Source organism: Candidatus Accumulibacter phosphatis (genome assembly GCF_000024165.1).
Taxonomy (GTDB): domain Bacteria; phylum Pseudomonadota; class Gammaproteobacteria; order Burkholderiales; family Rhodocyclaceae; genus Accumulibacter; species Accumulibacter phosphatis.
Genome location: NC_013194.1, coordinates 1,458,662 through 1,477,295, shown reverse-complemented (window position 1 = coordinate 1,477,295; position 18,634 = coordinate 1,458,662). Strand labels below are relative to the sequence as shown.

Sequence of the window (18,634 nt, the reverse complement as noted above, 5' to 3'; positions counted from 1 at the left end):
TTCGTCAGCCCGCGTTTACTTGCCGCCGAGTGCGCTACGCGCGGACCGTGTAACGCGCATGGGCCGCCACCACCGCCTGGGCGATGACTGAATCGACTTCGCCTTCCTCGTTGAAGGAAGCTTGCAGGTCTTGCAGACGACCATCTTCCAGACCATAGATCCAGGCATGCAACATCAGGGGTTGGTGACGCCTCCAGGCGTCGCCGACCAGCGTCGTGCGGGCAACATTGCGCACCTGATCGATCACATTCAGTTCGCACAGGGCGCGCCAGCGGGCCGTGTTGTCCGGCAGCGCCGCGAGGAAATCCATGTGCCGATCGCGCACATCCTGAATGTGGCGCAACCAGTTGTCGATCAATCCCAGGGAGGGCCCTTCCAGAGCCGCCCGCACACCGCCGCAGCCGTAGTGACCGCAAACGATGATGTGGCGGACTTTGAGCACATCGATGGCGTACTGCATTACCGACAGGCAGTTGAGGTCCGTATGCACCACGACGTTGGCGATATTTCGATGCACGAACACTTCGCCCGGCTTCAGGCCGGTGATCTGATTCGCCGGCACCCGGCTGTCCGAACACCCTATCCACAGGTAGTCCGGGTCCTGCAAGCCGGCCAGACCGGCAAAGAAATTGGGGTCAGCTGCTCGCATGTCCTCAGCCCAGCGGGTATTGGCGGCAAACAGTTCAGGCAGATATTTCATACTGGAGTCTTTCCATGAGTGGACGCATGCCGGACACCGAACGCCGAGCCACGATACGGCGAACGAAGAATAAGCGCACCGGCCTGTCGGCAATCCGACCGGCTGCTGAACGCCGGACGCTGGTCCGGGCAGCCGATCGGAGTCGGTCAGCCCAGCGCCCAGCCAATGCGACAGTACCTACAAGAACTGCCTGGTGATCTCGACCAGTTCCTTGACCGACTTGACCGAGTGATCAAACATCGCCTGCTCCTCGGCATCCAGCTCGATTTCAACGATCCTCTCGACGCCGCCCGCTCCCAGGATGACCGGGACGCCGACATAGATGCCCTTGACGCCGTATTCCCCGCTCAAGCAGGCGGCGCACGGCAACAAGCGCTTCTTGTCCTTCAGATACGCATCGGCCATGACGATGGCAGCGGCCGCCGGGGCATAGAACGCCGAACCGGTCTTCAACAGGGCGACGATTTCCCCACCGCCATTGCGGGTGCGCTTGACGATCGCATCCAGCCGTTCCTGGGTCGTCCAACCCATCTTGACCAAATCGGGTAACGGAATGCCGGCGACGGTCGAGTAGCGCACCAAGGGCACCATGGTGTCGCCGTGGCCGCCCAGCACCAAGGCGGTGACGTCCTCGACGGAGACCTTGAACTCGTCGGCCAGGAAATGGCGGAAGCGCGCACTGTCCAGCACGCCGGCCATGCCGACGACTCTTGCCGGTGGCAGGCCCGAGACCTGCTGCAGTACCCCGACCATGGCGTCCAGCGGATTGGTGATGACGATGACAAAGGCCTCGGGGCAGCGCTGCCTGATGTTTTCGCCGACTGAGACCATTACCTTGGTATTGACGCTGATCAAATCGTCGCGGCTCATGCCCGGCTTGCGCGGCACGCCGGCCGTGACGATAACCACGTCGGCACCGTCGATGGCAGCGTAATCGCTGCCGCCGGCCAGGGCGCTGTCGAAGCCCTCGACCGGCCCGGCCTGGGCGAGGTCGAGCGCCTTGCCCTGGGGGACGCCGTCGGCGATATCGAACAGAGAAATGTCGCCCAACTCCTTGATGCCGGCGAGCAGGGCGAGCGTACCGCCAATCTGACCGGCGCCGACAAGTGCAATCTTCTTGCGTGACATGCTGAACTTTTCCTCAATGAATGTGCTTCAGACTTGATCGATCGGGCAGCCCCCGCGGCAGCAGATTGCCCCGGGGGCGCGACCGGCAGAGTCAACGACGAGCGTTCAATGGGCCTCGTGCGCCAGTTCCCATTTCTCGGGCGAACGCCAGAGTCGCGAGCGCAGCAATTCGCGTTCGAAGATGAACTCCTTGGGCAGGCGGTCAAAGAACATGTCGAACTGCTCTTCGTGCGCATGCGCCTCGGCCGAGCCTGCTTTGCGGCCGACCGACATCAGGTCATAGAAGGTGTCGCTCGGATAGTCGAGGCCGTTCCATTCAAGGTCTTCGTGGCGCGGCATCCAGCCCATCGGGCTTTCGATGCCGAAGCCGCGGCCGTGCACCCGATCGACGATCCATTTCAATACGCGCATGTTTTCACCGAAGCCCGGCCAAAGGAATTTGCCGTCGTCGCCCTTGCGGAACCAGTTGACGCGGAAGATGCGCGGCGGATTGGGCACCTGGCGACCGACGTTCAGCCAGTGGCTGAAATAGTCCGCCATGTTGTAGCCGCAGAACGGCAGCATCGCCATGGGGTCTCGACGCATCGCCGCCTGGCCGATCGCCGCGGCTGTCGCTTCGGAACCCATGGTGGCGGCCAGATAGACGCCGTGACTCCAGTTGAAGGCCTGGAACACCAACGGCATGTCCTTGCTCATTCTGCCACCGAAGACGAAAGCGCTGATCGCTACGCCAGCCGGGTTCTCCCAATCCGCGTCAATACTCGGACACTGGCTGGCCGGCGCCGTGAAGCGCGCGTTGGGATGCGCCGCCACGCGGCCGCAGCCGGGCGTCCAGTCCTCGCCCTTCCAGTCGATGGTATGCGCCGGCGGCGGGCCGTCCATGCCTTCCCACCAGACATCACCGTCGTCGGTCAGAGCGGCGTTGGTGACGATACAGTTCTTCTGTATGGTCAACATGGCGTTGGGGTTGGAACTCATGTTGGTGCCGGGAGCAACGCCGAAGAAGCCGGCTTCGGGATTGATCGCGCGCAGCCTCCCGTCCGGCGCCTTCTTGATCCACGCGATGTCGTCACCCACCGTGGTGACCTTCCAGCCCTCGAAGCCCGTGGGCGGAACCAGCATGGCCAGATTGGTCTTGCCGCAGGCACTGGGGAAAGCGGCGCCGAGGTAGGTCTTTTCTCCCTGCGGCGATTCGAGGCCCATGATCAGCATGTGTTCGGCGAGCCAGCCCTCATCGCGGGCCATTACGGAGGCGATGCGCAGTGCCAGGCACTTCTTGCCGAGGAGCGCATTGCCGCCATAGCCCGAACCGTAGGACCAGATCTCGTAGGTCTCCGGGTAATGCACGATGTACTTGCGCTTGATGTCCGCCTCGCACGGCCACGGGACGTCCTGCTGCCCCGGCGCGAGCGGCGCGCCCACGGAGTGAACGCAGGGGATGAAGAAGCCGTCGCTGCCGAGTACGTCGAGCACGGCACGGCCCATCCGGGTCATGATTCCCATGTTCACCACGACATAGGGGCTGTCGGTGATTTCGATGCCGATCTTGGCGATCGGTGAGCCCAGCGGACCCATGCTGAACGGGATCACGTACATCGTTCGTCCGCGCATGCAGCCGTCGAACAGCCCGTTCAAAGTGGCACGCATTTCCGCCGGCGGGGCCCAATTGTTCGTTGGGCCTGCATCCTCCTTGTTGATGGAGCAAATAAAGGTTCGGTCCTCGACCCTTCCGACGTCGGAAGGGTGTGAGCGTGCGAGGTAGGAATCTGCCCGCTTTTCCGGATGGCGGATGAAGGTCCCGCCTTCGACCATCAGGTTGCACAAGCGGTCGTATTCGGCTTTCGAGCCATCACACCAGACGACCTGCTCCGGTTTGCACAGCGCCCGCACCTCCTCGACCCAGGCAATCAGTTTCGGGTTGTTGGTCGGAACACTGACGGAGTTCGTTGCGTTGCTCATGTTTCTCCTCTTTCCTCGGTAGTGGTAATCAGCCTGCAGCACCCGTCGCATGTAGCTCGCCAAGCTCGATCACGAGACGGAACCTAGCGACGGCCTAAAGACCTTGTTGACGAGAGGATATTACTATGCTCGCCTACCAACAGTCAACTTATAATAAGCATGCTTACTATTTTCTGGTATTGGCTGCGGTCAGGCAGGTGCGTTGTGCAAGCGGCATCCACAGACTCCCCCATGTTCTCGGCGGTTCCCCGCTCGCTCGTCGCATGCCGGGGAAACTGGGATAATCTGCGGCTAACGCCTGCGCTGCGCACAGCACCGTCGTGCCGGCAGCCAAGGGCCATTCCCTAGATCGTCACTGAGGCCGCATCCATGTTCATCGATGATTCCCAACGAGGCCCGGGCTTCCTCTTGACCGAGTCCGCGCGACTGCTGCGCAAACTGATCGATCGACGATTGCAGCCACTCGGCTTGACGCGTGCCCAATGGTCGATATTGGCGATCCTGTCGAATCAGGAGGGGCTTTCCCAGTCGCAGATATCGGCCAAGCTCGAGATCGAAAAATCCACGGCCGGCCGCCTGATCGATCAGGTCGAGAAGAGCGGCTGGATCGAACGGCGTCCAATTGCCGGCGATCGGCGCGTATGGGGAATCCATTTGACCGACCGAGCGCGACAATTGCTCGTGCAGGTCGAGACCGTCATTCTCCGTAGTCGTACGGAAATGCTGCAAGGCCTGTCAGCAGCACAACAAGACTACTTGTCCGAGATCCTGCAAACCGTAAAGGCGAGTCTCTCCGGGGCCCTTGAACTTGACCGGTCAGAACCTCACGCGCGGAGATCCGAAGACACTATCGGCTGAATTCTTGCTGCCGGCGCCGATAACCGGCCGCTGCAGGGGGAACGCGGCCTGAAGTGGCCGCGTTCCTCATGTCTGTCGACGTATCCCACCGGTGTTGGACTAAACTAACCGGACCTGACCCACCGGAGATATTCATGCAGACGTCCAAAATTCACGAACCCAAGACCCAGCTGTCGCGGTTGGTCGAACACGCCGCCAAAGGCGAGTCGTTCGTGATCGCCAAAGCCGGCCAGGTCACGGTCCCGGAAGCCGGCATATTCAATTCGCTGGGCCGCGACAAAATGGTGGCGGCGTACACCACAAGTCCGGTTCGTCTGGTCTGAAAGGCCGCGAATACTTCGGTCACGTCCGCCTTACCCGCCGCCCTTCCCGCATCAGCGGCAGTCTGTCCAGCAACCGGCTGGACCAAGGCGATTTCCCCGCAATGCAACTCCAACTGCAATTCTTCACACCACAAGGAACCGTATGAAATTGCTCAACTCCAGAATCCTGCTGGCCAGCGCTGCGTCGCTGCTGGTCCTCGGCGCCTGCAACTCCGACCAGAATGCCAAGCCCGCTGCCGTTGCCCCGGCAGCGAAAGAAGCCGCCGAGGCAACCGTAAACGGCGTTGTCATCAGCAAGAAACGTGTGGACATGATCGTCAAGCAAGCTGGCGGCAACGGCCAGGCGGACAGCCCGGAGGCCAGACAAGGCATCGTCGACAAGCTGATCATGCAGACGCTGGTTGCCGAGGAAGCCGTCAAGAAGGGCCTGGACAAGTCGCCTGAAGTGATCGAACAAATTGACCTGATGCGTCAATCCGTTCTGGCCAGCGCCTACGTTCAGGACTTGATCAAGAACGGTGCGGCCAGCGACGAAGTCCTGAAAGCCGAGTACGAGAGGATCAAGGCCACGATCACCGGCTCCGAATACAAGGCACGCCACATTCTCGTCGAGAAGGAAGCCGAAGCCACGGCCATCATCGCCAAGCTCAAGAAGGATCCCGGAGCGTTCGCGAAGCTGGCCATGGAGAAATCGAAAGATGCCGGCTCCAAGGCAAGTGGTGGCGAGTTGGGCTGGTTCGACCTGAGCAGAATGGTTCCGGAATTTGCCGCTGCTGTCAGCAAGCTTGAAAAAGGAGCCATCACACAGGAGCCCGTCAAGACCCCGTATGGCTATCATGTCATTCAGCTGGAGGATTCCAAGCCCATCGAGGCACCTCCTTTTGAGGAAGTCAAACCCCATCTGGCGCAGCAGGTTCAGCAGCAAAACCTGAAGAAACACCTTGACGATCTCAAGGCGAAGGCCAAGATCGAGTCAGCGACCACACCGGCAGCCGCGCCGGCACCGGCGCCAGCCGCCGCACCCACAGCACCCCGCCGCACCCACAGCTGCCAAGTAAGCCCGGCCAAACTGCTCATTCGTCGCGGCACGCCTGGCGCGGCGAATGAGCCGGGTGCCGGATGTCAGTTCCCAAGCGATGGAAATCACTCTTGACGTTCATGGGAGACATGAAATGAAAGCGCAAATGCACAGACGCAAGCAAGTCATCGGGGATCGCTTGTCGATCCTGGTGCTCGCCGCGACGAGCCTCCTGCCGCCAGCACCGGTTCTAGCGGCTACCGGCCTCAACGGCCAAGTGCTCGCCGCCGGGGGGCTACGTCGGAGGTTGGCTGCAGTTGCAGACCGAGATTGCCGTCGGCCCGGCGGGAGACGTCTGGGCCATCAACAACTGGCAGGACATCGACAGCTGCTACGCCGGTGCAGCCGAGGCGCTGTCGACGCGCTGCTGTGGACAGGGCGTGGTGATCTTTTTCGGCATGGCCAAGCCGGTGCGCGCGCCGCAGATCGGCCCGGCACGGCCGCTGTAATCGTCACTTCCCCGGCCTTACAGCGGCCGGGAATTCATTCAACGCTGGAGGAATGCATGATCAAGCCCACCACGATCCCCGGGTGCGCCGCCACTGCGCTTGCCACACTGCTGGCGGCCAGCCCCGCCCTCGCCGAACTGACCGCCGAGGAACTGGCCAAGCTGGCTCAGAACCCGGTCGGCAATCTGGTCAGCGTGCCGTTCCAGAACAACACCAACCTCAACTTCGGGCCGGAGAAGAAGACCCAGAACGTCCTCAACATCCAGCCGGTGATTCCGATCTCGGTGAGCGACGAGTGGAATATCATCACCCGCACCATCGTGCCGGTGATCTCGATGCCTTCGCTCTACCCCGGCGACGACCGAACCAACGGTGTCGGCGATACGGTGCTGACGGCCTTCCTCTCGCCGGCCAAGCCCGGACACTTCATCTGGGGAGCCGGGCCGGTGGTGCAGATTCCGACCAACAACCATTCCGAACTCGGCAACAAGAACTGGGGTCTCGGCCCGTCGGTGGTGGCGCTGCATCTCGAAAAGGGCGATCCCTGGTGTTACGTCCGCCCCTAAACGGGATTGAAGGGCTTTGAATATCGCGCGTACTTTGAGCAGGAAGATCGAAGGATCTCCTGAGCGAAGGCGGAATGAAGAAGGACGGAGAAGGGCTGGAACACCTCTGCTATCGTGGGAAGTTATCGAGACGACCGAGATAGAAAAGAGCCCAGCCCATGCAACGAATTGTAGCCGGCATCACCACGCTTGAGCAGCACGTTGAGACGACTCAAAAGGCCGCTGAAGTGTATCGACCGAAGTCGTGCCCGCACTGCGGGCTGGGAGTGGTCCATCAGCATGGTCACTATGAGCGAAAGGCCGACCGCCGAGCCGTGCCGCCACGGCTCAACCCGATCCCCATCCTTCGCTACCGTTGTGCCGGATGCCGACGCACGTGTTCGCGCCTGCCGGAATGTATCGCACCGCGACGCTGGTATGACTGGTCGGTGCAACAGCAAGTCCTGCAGCAGCGGCTGAACGGCGCGGCAGAGCACCCCGGCGGTCCACCTGACCGGCACACGGGCGCGCGCTGGTGGAACTGGTTGCAGGAGCGGGGAAAGGACTTTGTGTTTCACCTGCGCGTGCGCTTTGCCGAACTCGGCCGGGCCGTTGACACGCACGGCTTTTGGCACCAGGTGTTCAACAGCCTGGGTCTGCCGCGGGCCATGTTCTGGCTCGATCAAGAGATGAGCGTCCCATGATTTCCTGACACCGAGCGAGTGGCGGACGGTGGGGACCCCGCCCGGGCGGGGTCCCCACACAGTTTGCTCGTGGCATTATTTCGGCCCTTTTGTTTTGATGACGACTCCCATTCACCCCGAGGAGTCGTCATGAATCGAATCAATCCGATCGCCTTGTTTCGCCTGTCCGTCCTGGGTTCGCTGACCAGCCGGGAACGGCTGGATCACGGCGAATTGCAGCAGACCATCCGCGCCCTGGCCGAGCGCGAATACACCATTCCCGGCACGCGTCGGCGCCATGTTGCCGAGAAGACGATTCAGGGCTGGTATTACACTTACCTTGCCCAGGGCATCGATGGCCTGACACCCAAGACCCGTATCGACCGCGGGCAATCGAAGCTATCGCAAGCCATTCAGACCGCGATCCTTGCCGCGAAGCGCGACAACCCGCGCCGCTCGATCCGTCAGATTCGCCAGTTGCTCGAAGCCACCGGAACGGTGGCTCGCGGCAGCCTGTCGCGCTCGACGGTCCACCGGCTGCTGCAACAGCACGGCCTGTCGCGGATCAGCGGCTCGGCCAGCCTGCCCGAGGAGAAGCGCAGCTTCGTCGCCGCTTCCGCGGGCGCCATCTGGTATGGCGATGTGATGCACGGTCCCCGCGTGCCTCACGAGGGCAAGCTCGTCAAGGGGTATCTCGTCTCGCTGTTCGACGATGCCTCACGTCTGGTGGCTCACAGCGCTTTCTGCCCCGGCGAAACGGCGCTCGACATCGAAGGGGTGCTCAAGCAGGCGCTGCTGAAGCGAGGCATCCCGATCAAGCTCGTCGTCGATAACGGCGCGGCCTACCGCGCTGAGACCCTGCAGGGGATCTGCGCCCGCCTGGGCATTCACCTGATCTATTGCCGGCCCTATGCGCCCGAGGGCAAGGGCAAGTTGGAGCGCTGGCACCGGACCTGCCGCGACCAGTTCCTGTCGGAACTCGACGAGCGCCACATCAACAGTTTCGAGGACCTCAATGCGCGTCTCTGGGCCTGGCTGGAGCGGGTCTATCACCATACGCCGCATGCCGGCCTCGACGGGATGACGCCGCTCGCGCGCTACCAGCAGGATTTGTCGAAGATTCGTTCGCTGGGAGCGCTGGCCGCGCAGCTCGATGCCTTGTTCCGGTATCGCGTCAGCCGTCGAGTCAGGAAGGATGGCACGGTGTCGTATCAGGGGGCGCGCTTCGAAGTGCCTTTCGAACTCTCCGGCAAGACGGTGTGTCTGGTCGTCGATCCGCATAGCGGGGCGGTCATCGAGGTCGAGGACGAGCACGGCAAGGGGATCGGCGCCGCGACCCCGCTCGATGCCCTGGGCAATCTCGATCGCCAACGAAATAAATCCGACCCGACAGACGCCGCTCCCGCCTCGCCGTCTGGCCCGAATCTGATCGAACTCACCTATCGTCAGTATTACGACCGCAAAGGAGACTGAAGATGTATCTGCAACACTTTGGTCTGCGCCATCCGCCTCTGGGCAAGGACGCCGCCGAGCTGTGGGATGACGGTGCGCTGGCGCAACTCGCCGAGCGCTTCCAGTGGCTTCTGCAATCGCCGGGCCTCGGCCTGCTGACCGGCGAGGCCGGCGTGGGCAAGACGGCCGCCTTGCGCCTCGTGACCGCCAAGCTCAATCCGCATCGCTACCAAGTCATCTACCATGCCGAGACCGATTTCGGACGGGCAGACCTTTACCGGTGCCTGGCCCAATCCCTCGGCCTTCAGCCGAGTTATCGTCGCGCCCAACTGTGGCGCGACATCAAGGCGCATATCCATCATCTGGCCGACGCCAAGCAACTTCTGCCGGTCTGGATCCTCGACGAGGCGCAGAATCTGCCACCCGAATTCTTCCGCGATTTCCCCGCTTTTCTCAACTTCGCCTTCGATTCGCGCGATCTCATCACTGTCTGGCTGGTCGGTCACCCGATCCTCGCCCAAACCCTCGAACGGGCGTCTTACGCCGCACTCGCCGGCCGCATCCAGGCACGCGTGCATCTGCGACCGGTGCTCGAACGCGAGCGCTTTGCGCAACTCGTCGGCCATGCCCTCAAGAGCGCCGGGTGTGCGCATACCCTGCTCACCGATTCCGGCCTGGAACTCCTGCGCCAAGCCAGCAAGGGCCTGCCGCGCCACGCCGGGCGCATCCTGCGCACCGCCATGCGTCTGGCGGTGCCGCGCGCACTCAATCATTTGCCCGACGATCTGCTGCAAGCGGCTATCGAGGAGTTGCGATGAAACGCCGCCCTCACTCCCTCTTCCCCGACGGCCTCTCCGACGAAAGTGCGGCGGCGATCAGCGAGTTCCTTCACCAACTCGCCGCTGCTTGTGAGGCCCGCTACCTCGTCCAGCTTCGCCGCCACCGCAGCCGTCAGATGAACCTCTACGATCCCGAAGCCCCTTGGAGAATACCTCCAGGCGAGCCCTTCTAGCCCTCTCGTCCCACGCTGACGCCGGAACCTCTTCTTCCGGCGTCAGCGTGGGACTTTGCCATCATCTCAACCTCGAATGGCTCGGGTTGAAGAGTTCCAGATATCGCGGGACGTAACACCTGGGTCTACGGCGTGCTGGTCAACAACATCTGGTCGCTCTCCAGCAACAAGCAGGGCGGGTCGTACAACAACGGCCTGATCCAGCCCTTCGTCAATTACAACTTCGACGGCGGTTTCTACCTGACCAGCGCGCCGATCATCACCGCCGACTGGAAGGCCGAGAGCAGCCAGCGCTGGACGGTTCCGGTCGGCGGCGGGGTTGGGAAAATCTTCCACCTCGGCAGACTGCCGGTGAACACACAACTGTCGGCGTACTACAACGTGGTGACGCCGGATAACGGCGCCAACTGGCAGATTCGCGCCCAGGTGCAGTTCATGTTCCCGAAGTAAGCCTTCCTCGAAGGCCGGCATGTAGCTCCTCGACTACCTGCGGAAGGCGGTCGCCGTTCTGCCAACCTTGGCCAGCTTCGCGGTATGCATGATGCTGATTGTCAGCATTCCACGCCTCTCGCGCCGCGTCCATTTTCCGGAGGCGGTGGGCTTGCTGGTCGCTGGCATGCTGTTCGGGCCGCATGTGCTCGACATCTTTTCCCACGAGCATCCGGTTCTGAAATTCTTCGCTGAAGTGGGCGCGCTGCTGTTGATGTTCTTCGCCGGTTTGGAACTCGACCTGACGTTGTTCCGGCAAAAGATCTTGCGCGCGCTCAGCTTTGGAGTGATCACGACTTCGCTTCCGCTGCTGCTGGGAACGCTGGCCACCCTGTGGCTTGGCTACGAGTGTCTGCCGGCAATCGTCGTCGGGTCGCTGATCGCCTCGCACACGATGCTCGGATCGACCATCATCGCCAGGCTGGGGGCGAGGAATCGCGAACCCATGGTGGTGACGTTCGGCGCGACGATGGTTTCCGACACCCTCTCCCTGCTCGTTTTCGCTGCCTGCCTCCCCTTGTACACCAGCGGCCAGTCCGCTGGTCGACAACCGCATGCTCAACGCGGTTCTCATCGTGGTGCTCGTGACGGCCATCCTCGGGCCGATCCTCACACAACACTACGCGCCGCGCCTGCTCGACGAACTGCCGCCGCCACGCGGCGGCGGCTAGCGGGCGCCTACACGAAGCATTCGCGATACGCTTGAGAAGGCCTCGCCAATCCACACGGCGCTACTGTCCGTCGCGCAGTCGGTCGGCGAAGTGCCGATCGCGCGTGTCGATGTGACCGCGGACGAAACCAAGAATCTCTGCCGCCTGTGCTGCCAGCAGCGGAGAATTGCCCGCCGCATGATCGGCGGCGATCTGCCGCAGCCGATCGAGCATCTGGCCGTGATCGTCGACGTGATCCGCGTAGTCGTCATGGCTGTTCAACCGCATCAGCAGTTCCTCGGACATGAAGTGCGCCTCGCTGTAGGCGATCAACTGATCCAGGATCTCGCTGACCGAAGCGGCATCGCGATTGTCGGCGACGGCGCGGCACAGCGCCTGCAACAGGCCAAGCTGAACGTCGTGCTCGCGATCGGTAGCGGCACCTGACGCGCTGTTGAAGTCGGAGATGTTCGGCACGGGTAATCCTTTCCAGTAGTCAGTGGCGGCCTAGATCGAGCCGGCGCTGCCTGGCCGGCAAGAGGCGAGATCACCGGGCTTCGAGTTCCGCCACCAGTCGCTTCAGATTGGCGTTGTCCGGCAGGATTCCGGCGAGCTGTTTCGCATAGCCAAGCGCCGCCTGCCGGTCACCCGCCTCCCGACTCATCGACAGCAGCGCCGCAAGGATGTCGAGATCGTTGGGATGACGCTTGTCGGCGGCGCGCAGCAGCGTCAATGCTTCCTTGAGCTTGCCGGCAGAATGCACGGCTATCGCGTGAACGTAAACATAGCGCGCGTTGTCTGGCGCCAGTCTGGCCGCCTCGACGAACGCCTTCAGCGCCGCGACTTTCTCGCCCTGGCGTGTCAGCGAGAGACCCAGCGCATGCTGCAGGTGCGCATCGCGCGGCATGACGGCCAAGCCCCGGCGCAGTACGTTTCCCGCTTCGGACTCCCGCCCCTGCTGACGCCAGGCATCCGCGAGATTGATATAGGCGCCATCGAAAGCCGGGTCAAGCGCGATGGCGCGCTCAAAAGCAGCCACCGCCTCGTCCATGCGCCCCTGGCGCAGGCGCAGGTTGCCAAGGTTGACGTTGCCCGAAGGCCAGTCTGCCTCCAGTTGCAGTGAGGCCACATACTCCTGCAAGGCGGCCACGCGAGCCGCCCGCCTGCCCTCCGGGATCTGCGCGTCGGGCACGTCAGCGAGGACCCGCGCGGCCTCGACGCGCACGCCACGAACCGGGTCGGAGAGTAGCGGTGCAGCGCTAAGCACGCGGTTCAGTGGGTCGATCGGCGCGATCATGCCGAGACCGGCAATGCGTACCGACGGGTCGGCATCCTGCAGCAAGGCGCGCGCTGCCGGCAGTGTGCCGGGATGGACATGCGGCTCGGCAAGTGTCGCCGCAGTCGCCCGGATGATCGCCGGTGCGGCAGGGTTGCCGGCCAGGTCGAGCAGGCCGGGCAAGGCCGCCGCTCCCTGCGTCTGGCCGGCGTGCAGGGTCGTGCCGTACTGCGGTCGCTCGCGCCAGGTCTTGCCATACCACCTGTCCATGGCACTGGCCGCCCATTGAGCCTTCTTGTCCGTGTGGCACTGAGTACAAGCGTTCGGGCTGCCAAGCGCAATCGACACGTCTGGGCGGGGTACACGCATGCTGTGATCCTGCCGGGCATGGATCACCATGTAGTTCTGGGTCGGCATGTGGCAGGTGACACACTGCGCGCCCTTGCCGTTGGCCTGATGCTGGTGGTGCTGCGGGGCGTCGAACTGGGCGGCGCTGTGGCAGCGCGTGCATAGCGCGTTGCCCTCGGCGCGCAACTTCTGGGTGTGCGGGTCGTGGCAGTCCATGCAGGTCACGCCGCGTTGATACATCTTGCTCTGCAGGAAGGATCCCCAGACATAGACCTCTTCGCGCTGCTGACCATCGGCATGATAGTTCGGGGCGGTGAGCATCGCCAGGCGATGCGTGTCCTCGAGCGGCGCGCCGGCCTTGCCGCCTTCGCTCAAGGTCGAGCGGCGAGCGTGGCAGGCAGCGCAGGTGTTCATCCCGGCAGGGTCGGCAAGGTGGTTGCGGACGGCAAACCTGGCGCCCGCCGACGGGAACTTCCACGCTTCGTTCCAGTGGCTCTTCAGCGATGGCAAGCCCTTGTCTTCCCGGCCGTCGTACGGCGCCCTGGCGTTCCGGGCCCAGTCCACATGGGTAGACGCCGGACCGTGGCAGGATTCGCAGGCGACGTTGATTTCGCTGAAAGTGGTCTTGTAGGTATCGCTGGCCGCGTCATAGCCCTTGCGCAGATTGGTCGAGTGGCACTCGGCGCACTGCAGCGCCCAGTTCTGGTACAGGCGCGTCCAGTGCAGGGGGTCCCGGTGATCGACCTTCTGGTTGGGGTAGAGGTGGAACCAGCGCTGGCCGCCCTCGCCCCGGGATCGCGAATCCCAGGCAATCGGCAGCGTCTGGTAGCGCCCACCGGGGAAGGGAATCAGATACTGCTGCAACGGGTAGAGGCCGAAGGTGTAGGCGATCTCGTAGTCCGCAAGCTCGCCATCGGGGCCGTCGGTGCGGACCATGAACTTGTCGCCACGCTTGAAGAAGGTGGACTCGACGCCGTGTTGCCGGAACTTGACGTTGGCGAAGTCACCGAGCACGCTCGCGGCGTTGGCCTCCTGCATCGCCAGCTGGTGATGGGAACCCGACCAGGCCTTGAATTCCGGCGCGTGGCAGGTCTTGCACGTCTCGGCGCCGACATAGGTAGCGGGCGTGCCGGCAGGCGCCGCCTCGGCCGCGGCAACGGGCACCGGCGACGCCGGCGCTACTGGAGGTGGTGGCGTCGACCGGGTGGCAAGGAACACCACGCCGGCGACCACCAGTGCCAGGAGCAACCCGGCGACAAACCGCCAGTGGCGGCTTGGCCGTCGATCGACAACACTTGCCGACACAGCAGTTGTCTGCGGGGGGGGCTCGCTTCTCGATCGTCTGGTCATGTCGCGTGGCGCATTTCCGGCGGTGTGCAGCCTACGTCGGCGAAGGTCGTCAGGGTGACGCCAAGCAAGCTCCGCGTCACCCTGCCTGGAAACCCTGGGCGGCGTGCCTCACCCCAGGCTACCGCAAGTGCCTAAGGCTGGGCGCCGCGCAGTAGAGCGATACGCTTGGCCACCAGCTGAGACCACTTGTCGAAGGCGTCCTTGGCGTAGGTCCAGGCCTGGAAGGAACTCAGATAGCCATTGGCCCAGGTCTGCGCCGCGCCGACGGCGCTGGTATTGACGTCGACCGCGTACTTGCGGCCAATCTCGGTGTCTCGGCATTCTGCGAGAACCTTGCCCGACCCACCATCGCGAAACTGCATCTCCATGCCGGTTTCGCCCATGTACGGCGTCGAGCCTGCGGGCCTGCCGGTGGCCACGCCCGACCCCGCCTCGGCGACGAAGGCGTAGGGAATCAGCGTCCCGGCCAGGCTGTCGGTGACCGTCGTCGGCACGAGGTCGGTCAGAGCCACCCGCATCACCACCACGCCGGGTCCGGCCTTATCGACGACCCGCATCTGCGGCTGCAGCGCCTTCACCAGGTCGTGGTGGAAATAGTCGGTGAGTGTGTTGAGATCCTTCGGATCGATGGTCTGCGGCGCCTTGCTGGCCTTGAGCGAAACCAGGATGCGCGAGACGAGAATCTTGTCATAACGTGCGGCATCGAGATTGGGGTCACGCCAGCACTCGACGCCTTCGCCCCAGGCGGTCGGTTTCAGGCGCGCGTAGTCGGACAGGAAGCCGCTCTGTGTCAGGTGCGACGTGTCGGAGACGACGGTGGTGGTGCCGCTGCCCAGGATGGCGCTTTCGGTGGCACAACCGGCGAGGACGCTGCAGCCGGCCAGGACGACCATCCGAATGGTCGTCCTGGCGCCCGCGCGTGCAAGGATTGAGATTTTTCTCATCAGGGTTTCCGCAAAAGGTTAAGCATCATTCGTTGCGCCGGTTCGCTCACGCCGGCGGCGGCTGGGTTACTGCTACGGGACGACAGGCCGGTCGCGACTCGCCAACGCCATGGTGTTGATCGGTCGCGCCCGACCGTTCCAGGCTGCCGAAGATTCTAGCACGGCGGCAGGGCATCCCTTCCAGCCACGCTCAGTCTGCCGACGGGGTCGGCCTGGCGCCCCGCGTCGCCTCGCGCTTCCTGCGGCGCGCGTCCCACGCCAGGCGGCGCAGGTGGTTGCACTGCTCGACGATGCTGACCAGGACGCTGGCCGTCCAGGCGAAGGTGAACATCCCGGAAATGGCGATGATCGGCGCCAGCATATGCCATTTCTCCGGCACCTGGTGGTCGCTGCCGATCGTCGTATAAGAGCGCGCGGCGAAGCGTGCAGCCTGCACCCAGTCGGGGATGACGCCCCCGTAAACCACTGCCGCCGACCAGAGGAGAACCGACCCCAGGTGCAGGCCGAGCAACATGAAGACGGCGCCGCCGAACATCAGGTCGACGCGCCACAGTGCCGGACGTTTGGCAATGGTTGGCGCGCGCTTGTCGACGTGGCCCGTCAGCAGACGCAGGCCGATCGCCTGAACGATCACCACCGCGACCAGGACGCCACCTCCATAGACGATGTCCACCAACGGCATCGCCTTCGCGATGGGCAGATTCGCCTCAAGGTAGGCCTCCACCGGGGCAAGTTCCCCGGGCAGGGTCCTGATGACCGACTCGGGCACCCTGGCCAGGTCGGCGGAGGCTTTGTCCGCTGCTCGCGGCAGCGCCTGCCCGTCTTTCGACAGCCGCTCGATCGTCTGAGGAACCGGCTGCGGGTCCGCCAGCGCCGTGCCGGAAGCTGGCGCCACTCCGGCCGCGCCAGCGGGCGGCTGAGCGGCGACGGGCGGAGCCGTGACCGTCATCTCCCAGACGCCCCTCCGTGTCGTATCGGCCATCCCGCTGCGCGTTGTTAGCTTGCTACGTCCGGCGGCGTCTGCGTGGGCCCCACGCCAGCGGCCTTGGCAGCGTCCAGAGCGGCCTGCAGCTTCTCCGTGTCCTCGTGTGACAGCGACGTCTGAATGATCGTCCCGCCCATCCCCTGCAGTTCCTGCAGCGTCTTGTCTTCCGTCCAACTCTTGAAAAGGATGAATAACTGGGAACCGCCGGGCTTGAGGTTCGCGGCAATGTTCTTCATGAAATCGTCGTTGATGCCGAGGTCTGAGAGAGCCCCACCGATGGCGCCAGTGGCCGCGCCGATGGCCACCCCGACGATAGGCATCATGAAGATCATGCCGATCAGCAAGCCCCAGAAGCTGCCGCTCGCCGCACCCGCGGCCGTCAGATTGATCGGCTGAATCAGCTTGACCTTGCCGTTCGGCTTCTTTATCGCGATGACCGCATCTTCCAACTCGATCAGATACTCTTTCTGCAACTGGCCAAGCTTGAGCTTGGTCTCCTCGGCCTGGGTTTCCGTCTCGTAACCAATTACAACGAGTGTTGCCATGGCTCCCTCCGTGTAGGTCAAATTGAGGCCGGTGACGCGCCGTTGGTGCTGCTTGTCGTGGTCACCTGCGCAGCCGAAACATGCTCCCAGGCATCCACGACCGCATGCAGGGAGCCGTAGAATGCCTGCGCACCCACGGCCTCGGTCAGTCCGTAGCGGTCGAACTGCTCGCGTACCGCAGATGAAACATGCGCAAACACCAAAAGGATCCCCTGCTCCTTCAACAGCTTGCAGGTGTCGCGCAGCATGGCGGCGGCGGAGAAGTCCACGTCGGCAATCGCTGATGCCTGAATGCACAAGCAGCCCAGCGGCGCCTGTCCCTTCGCCTTTGCCAACCGCAGAACCTCCTCGGCGAATTGCCCGGCGTTGGCGTAGTACAGACTATTCGTGAACCAGTAAACGAGCAAGCCGGGCGCGATCTGATGCGGCTCGCTCAGCGCCACCGTTTGCCAGCCCTTGCGTCGCTTGTCCGCCGCGATGATCGAATTGCGGCCACGGTAACCCCGCCGCACATGATCGAGCAGCGACAGCACCATGGCCAGGAGAATGCCCTGCTCGACACCGATCACCACCACGGTGGCTGCCGTCAGCAAAGCCACCCAGAACTCGGCACGCGCCTCGACGAAGATTCGCCGCATACCCTGCACATCGATCATTCTTACTGCCACCAGGAAGACGATGGCAGCCAGAACGGCGGTTGGCAGGTAGGCCAACGGTCCGGTGAGAAACAACAGCACCAGCAGAACGAGGACGCAGGTGGTGAGCTGTGCAATCTGGCTGCGGCCACCACCACCGTCCACCATCGCCGTGTTGGTCGGGCTGCCGTTGACGAGGAAGGTTCCCGACAAGCCGGCACCGAGGTTGGCCATGCCGAGCCCGACCATGTCGACGTTTTCGTCGAAGCGATCGCTGTACTTCGCGGCATAGGCACGCGAGGTGGCGGCGCTCTGCGCGAGGATCACCACAAAGCAGGCAAAGGCGATCGGCAACAGCTTCTGGATCAAGGGCCAACTCCACGCCACATGCGGAAGGCCCAGCGTCGGCAGGCCGCTGGGTACGGCGCCGAGCGTCTCCAGATGAGCCCCCAGATTCAGCGCCCAACTGACGCCGATGGCGGCGACGACGGCGATCAGCCCGCCGGGGATCCTCTCCGAAATCCTTTTCCCGCCGAGGATCACCACCAGCACGGCGAGCGAGACGCACACCGCATAGGGATTGGTGTCCCCGATCTGCCTCAGATCGTGCACGATCTCCACAAGCGGATCGTTGCTGGTACGCTGCAGGCCCAGCAGGCCGGAAACCTCCAGCAGCGCCACCTGCACACCGACGCCGGTGAGAAAACCAGTAAGGACCGTGCGCGAAAGAAAATCGGCGAGGAAACCGAGCCGCAGCACGCGGGCGGCAAACATCAGCACCGCCGCCATCAGCGCCAGCAGGCTGCACAGAGCCAACCACTCGTTCGAGCCGCGTACCGCCATGCCGGCAAGACCGGCGGCAACCACTGCCGCCGTCGCCGAATCGGCCCCGACCGACAGATGCCGCGACGACCCGAAAATGGCAAACAGGCTCATCGGGATGAGAATGGTATATAGCCCCGTAATCACCGGCGTGCCGATGATCTTGGTGTAACCCATGGTTCCCGGAATGGCGAGTGCCGCGAGGGTGAAGCCGGCAAGGATGTCCCGCCCCAGCCCTGACCGGTCGACCGGCAGGAGGCCCTGGAAAACCGGCAACCGAAAACCCTGTTCTTGGCTGTCTTGCGTCATCGTCCCCTCGCGGCAATCCCTACCCACGCGGCCAGAAAAGGCTGGCCGAACCTCAGATCCCGTCGTCCGCAGGATGCATCGAGTCCCTTCCCTC

Annotated in this window: 21 protein-coding genes; 11 read left to right on the top strand and 10 right to left on the bottom strand. The window is 63.5% G+C overall.

Annotated features, from left to right (window positions below; translation table 11 throughout):
• Positions 1 to 34: 34 nt before the first annotated feature.
• From can to CAP2UW1_RS06475, 3 genes are all read right to left on the bottom strand, one after another.
• Positions 35 to 700: a carbonate dehydratase gene (gene can, locus CAP2UW1_RS06485; protein WP_015765857.1), complete on the bottom strand. Its 666-nt coding sequence runs from the start codon at positions 698 to 700 to the stop codon at positions 35 to 37.
• A 177-nt stretch (positions 701 to 877) separates the two neighbouring features.
• On the bottom strand, positions 878 to 1,828 hold the full coding sequence (mdh, locus tag CAP2UW1_RS06480; RefSeq protein ID WP_015765856.1) for a malate dehydrogenase: 951 nt from the start codon (positions 1,826 to 1,828) through the stop codon (positions 878 to 880).
• Positions 1,829 to 1,933: 105 nt separating this feature from the next.
• Entirely contained in the window at positions 1,934 to 3,787 is a 1,854-nt protein-coding gene (locus CAP2UW1_RS06475) for a phosphoenolpyruvate carboxykinase (GTP) (protein ID WP_015765855.1), read from the bottom strand.
• Positions 3,788 to 4,255: 468 nt separating this feature from the next.
• On the opposite strand from CAP2UW1_RS06475, the gene CAP2UW1_RS06470 reads away from it, so the two are divergent.
• Together CAP2UW1_RS06470 and CAP2UW1_RS24380 are read left to right on the top strand one after the other, a co-directional pair.
• Positions 4,256 to 4,645 carry a MarR family transcriptional regulator gene (locus CAP2UW1_RS06470; protein ID WP_291913111.1) on the top strand — a complete coding sequence of 130 codons (390 nt, stop codon included), beginning with the start codon at positions 4,256 to 4,258 and terminating at the stop codon, positions 4,643 to 4,645.
• Between the two features lie 134 nt (positions 4,646 to 4,779).
• Entirely contained in the window at positions 4,780 to 4,968 is a 189-nt protein-coding gene (locus CAP2UW1_RS24380) for a type II toxin-antitoxin system Phd/YefM family antitoxin (protein ID WP_015765852.1), read from the top strand.
• A 123-nt stretch (positions 4,969 to 5,091) separates the two neighbouring features.
• Here CAP2UW1_RS24380 and CAP2UW1_RS25990 read toward each other — a convergent pair whose 3' ends face one another.
• Entirely contained in the window at positions 5,092 to 5,280 is a 189-nt protein-coding gene (locus CAP2UW1_RS25990; protein WP_412566857.1) for a hypothetical protein, read from the bottom strand.
• Here CAP2UW1_RS25990 and CAP2UW1_RS06460 point away from each other — a divergent pair.
• The 9 genes from CAP2UW1_RS06460 to CAP2UW1_RS06420 all read left to right on the top strand — a co-directional run bounded on the left by CAP2UW1_RS06460 (position 5,279) and on the right by CAP2UW1_RS06420 (position 11,382).
• Positions 5,279 to 6,121, top strand: coding sequence for a peptidylprolyl isomerase (locus tag CAP2UW1_RS06460; RefSeq protein ID WP_412566856.1), 843 nt, complete (start codon positions 5,279 to 5,281; stop codon positions 6,119 to 6,121). The genes CAP2UW1_RS25990 and CAP2UW1_RS06460 overlap by 2 nt on opposite strands.
• 182 nt (positions 6,122 to 6,303) lie before the next feature.
• Positions 6,304 to 6,495 carry a hypothetical protein gene (locus tag CAP2UW1_RS06455; protein ID WP_015765850.1) on the top strand — a complete coding sequence of 64 codons (192 nt, stop codon included), beginning with the start codon at positions 6,304 to 6,306 and terminating at the stop codon, positions 6,493 to 6,495.
• 56 nt (positions 6,496 to 6,551) lie between these two features.
• Positions 6,552 to 7,061 carry a transporter family protein gene (locus CAP2UW1_RS06450; RefSeq protein ID WP_049778528.1) on the top strand — a complete coding sequence of 170 codons (510 nt, stop codon included), beginning with the start codon at positions 6,552 to 6,554 and terminating at the stop codon, positions 7,059 to 7,061.
• A 158-nt stretch (positions 7,062 to 7,219) separates the two neighbouring features.
• Positions 7,220 to 7,744, top strand: a complete 525-nt coding sequence (locus tag CAP2UW1_RS06445) for a DUF6431 domain-containing protein (protein WP_012806124.1) — start codon at positions 7,220 to 7,222, stop codon at positions 7,742 to 7,744.
• Between the two features lie 129 nt (positions 7,745 to 7,873).
• The gene (locus CAP2UW1_RS06440) at positions 7,874 to 9,196 is read left to right on the top strand and encodes a DDE-type integrase/transposase/recombinase (protein ID WP_012806985.1); all 1,323 of its coding nucleotides are present in this window, start codon (positions 7,874 to 7,876) and stop codon (positions 9,194 to 9,196) included.
• A 2-nt stretch (positions 9,197 to 9,198) separates the two neighbouring features.
• Entirely contained in the window at positions 9,199 to 9,993 is a 795-nt protein-coding gene (locus tag CAP2UW1_RS06435) for an ExeA family protein (protein ID WP_012806122.1), read from the top strand.
• Positions 9,990 to 10,187: a hypothetical protein gene (locus CAP2UW1_RS06430; protein WP_012806121.1), complete on the top strand. Its 198-nt coding sequence runs from the start codon at positions 9,990 to 9,992 to the stop codon at positions 10,185 to 10,187. The genes CAP2UW1_RS06435 and CAP2UW1_RS06430 overlap by 4 nt, the downstream gene beginning before the upstream one ends.
• Before the next feature lie 132 nt (positions 10,188 to 10,319).
• Complete coding sequence (locus CAP2UW1_RS06425; RefSeq protein ID WP_049778527.1) at positions 10,320 to 10,637, top strand: hypothetical protein; 318 nt, start codon at positions 10,320 to 10,322, stop codon at positions 10,635 to 10,637.
• A gap of 88 nt (positions 10,638 to 10,725) precedes the next feature.
• A complete protein-coding gene (locus CAP2UW1_RS06420) occupies positions 10,726 to 11,382 on the top strand; it encodes a cation:proton antiporter (protein ID WP_199931588.1) in 657 nt (218 codons plus the stop codon).
• 25 nt (positions 11,383 to 11,407) lie between these two features.
• On the opposite strand, the gene CAP2UW1_RS06415 is transcribed toward CAP2UW1_RS06420, so the two are convergent.
• The 6 genes from CAP2UW1_RS06415 to CAP2UW1_RS06390 all read right to left on the bottom strand — a co-directional run bounded on the left by CAP2UW1_RS06415 (position 11,408) and on the right by CAP2UW1_RS06390 (position 18,540).
• Positions 11,408 to 11,803: a bacteriohemerythrin gene (locus CAP2UW1_RS06415; protein ID WP_015765849.1), complete on the bottom strand. Its 396-nt coding sequence runs from the start codon at positions 11,801 to 11,803 to the stop codon at positions 11,408 to 11,410.
• 70 nt (positions 11,804 to 11,873) lie between these two features.
• On the bottom strand, positions 11,874 to 14,255 hold the full coding sequence (locus CAP2UW1_RS06410; RefSeq protein WP_199931587.1) for a tetratricopeptide repeat protein: 2,382 nt from the start codon (positions 14,253 to 14,255) through the stop codon (positions 11,874 to 11,876).
• A gap of 176 nt (positions 14,256 to 14,431) precedes the next feature.
• Positions 14,432 to 15,244, bottom strand: a complete 813-nt coding sequence (locus tag CAP2UW1_RS06405; RefSeq protein ID WP_291912669.1) for a DUF3313 domain-containing protein — start codon at positions 15,242 to 15,244, stop codon at positions 14,432 to 14,434.
• A gap of 190 nt (positions 15,245 to 15,434) precedes the next feature.
• Complete coding sequence (locus CAP2UW1_RS23580) at positions 15,435 to 16,193, bottom strand: hypothetical protein (protein WP_015765846.1); 759 nt, start codon at positions 16,191 to 16,193, stop codon at positions 15,435 to 15,437.
• A 47-nt stretch (positions 16,194 to 16,240) separates the two neighbouring features.
• The gene (locus CAP2UW1_RS06395; RefSeq protein WP_015765845.1) at positions 16,241 to 16,774 is read right to left on the bottom strand and encodes a DUF1269 domain-containing protein; all 534 of its coding nucleotides are present in this window, start codon (positions 16,772 to 16,774) and stop codon (positions 16,241 to 16,243) included.
• 17 nt (positions 16,775 to 16,791) lie between these two features.
• Positions 16,792 to 18,540, bottom strand: a complete 1,749-nt coding sequence (locus CAP2UW1_RS06390) for a SulP family inorganic anion transporter (RefSeq protein ID WP_015765844.1) — start codon at positions 18,538 to 18,540, stop codon at positions 16,792 to 16,794.
• Positions 18,541 to 18,634: the final 94 nt, after the last annotated feature.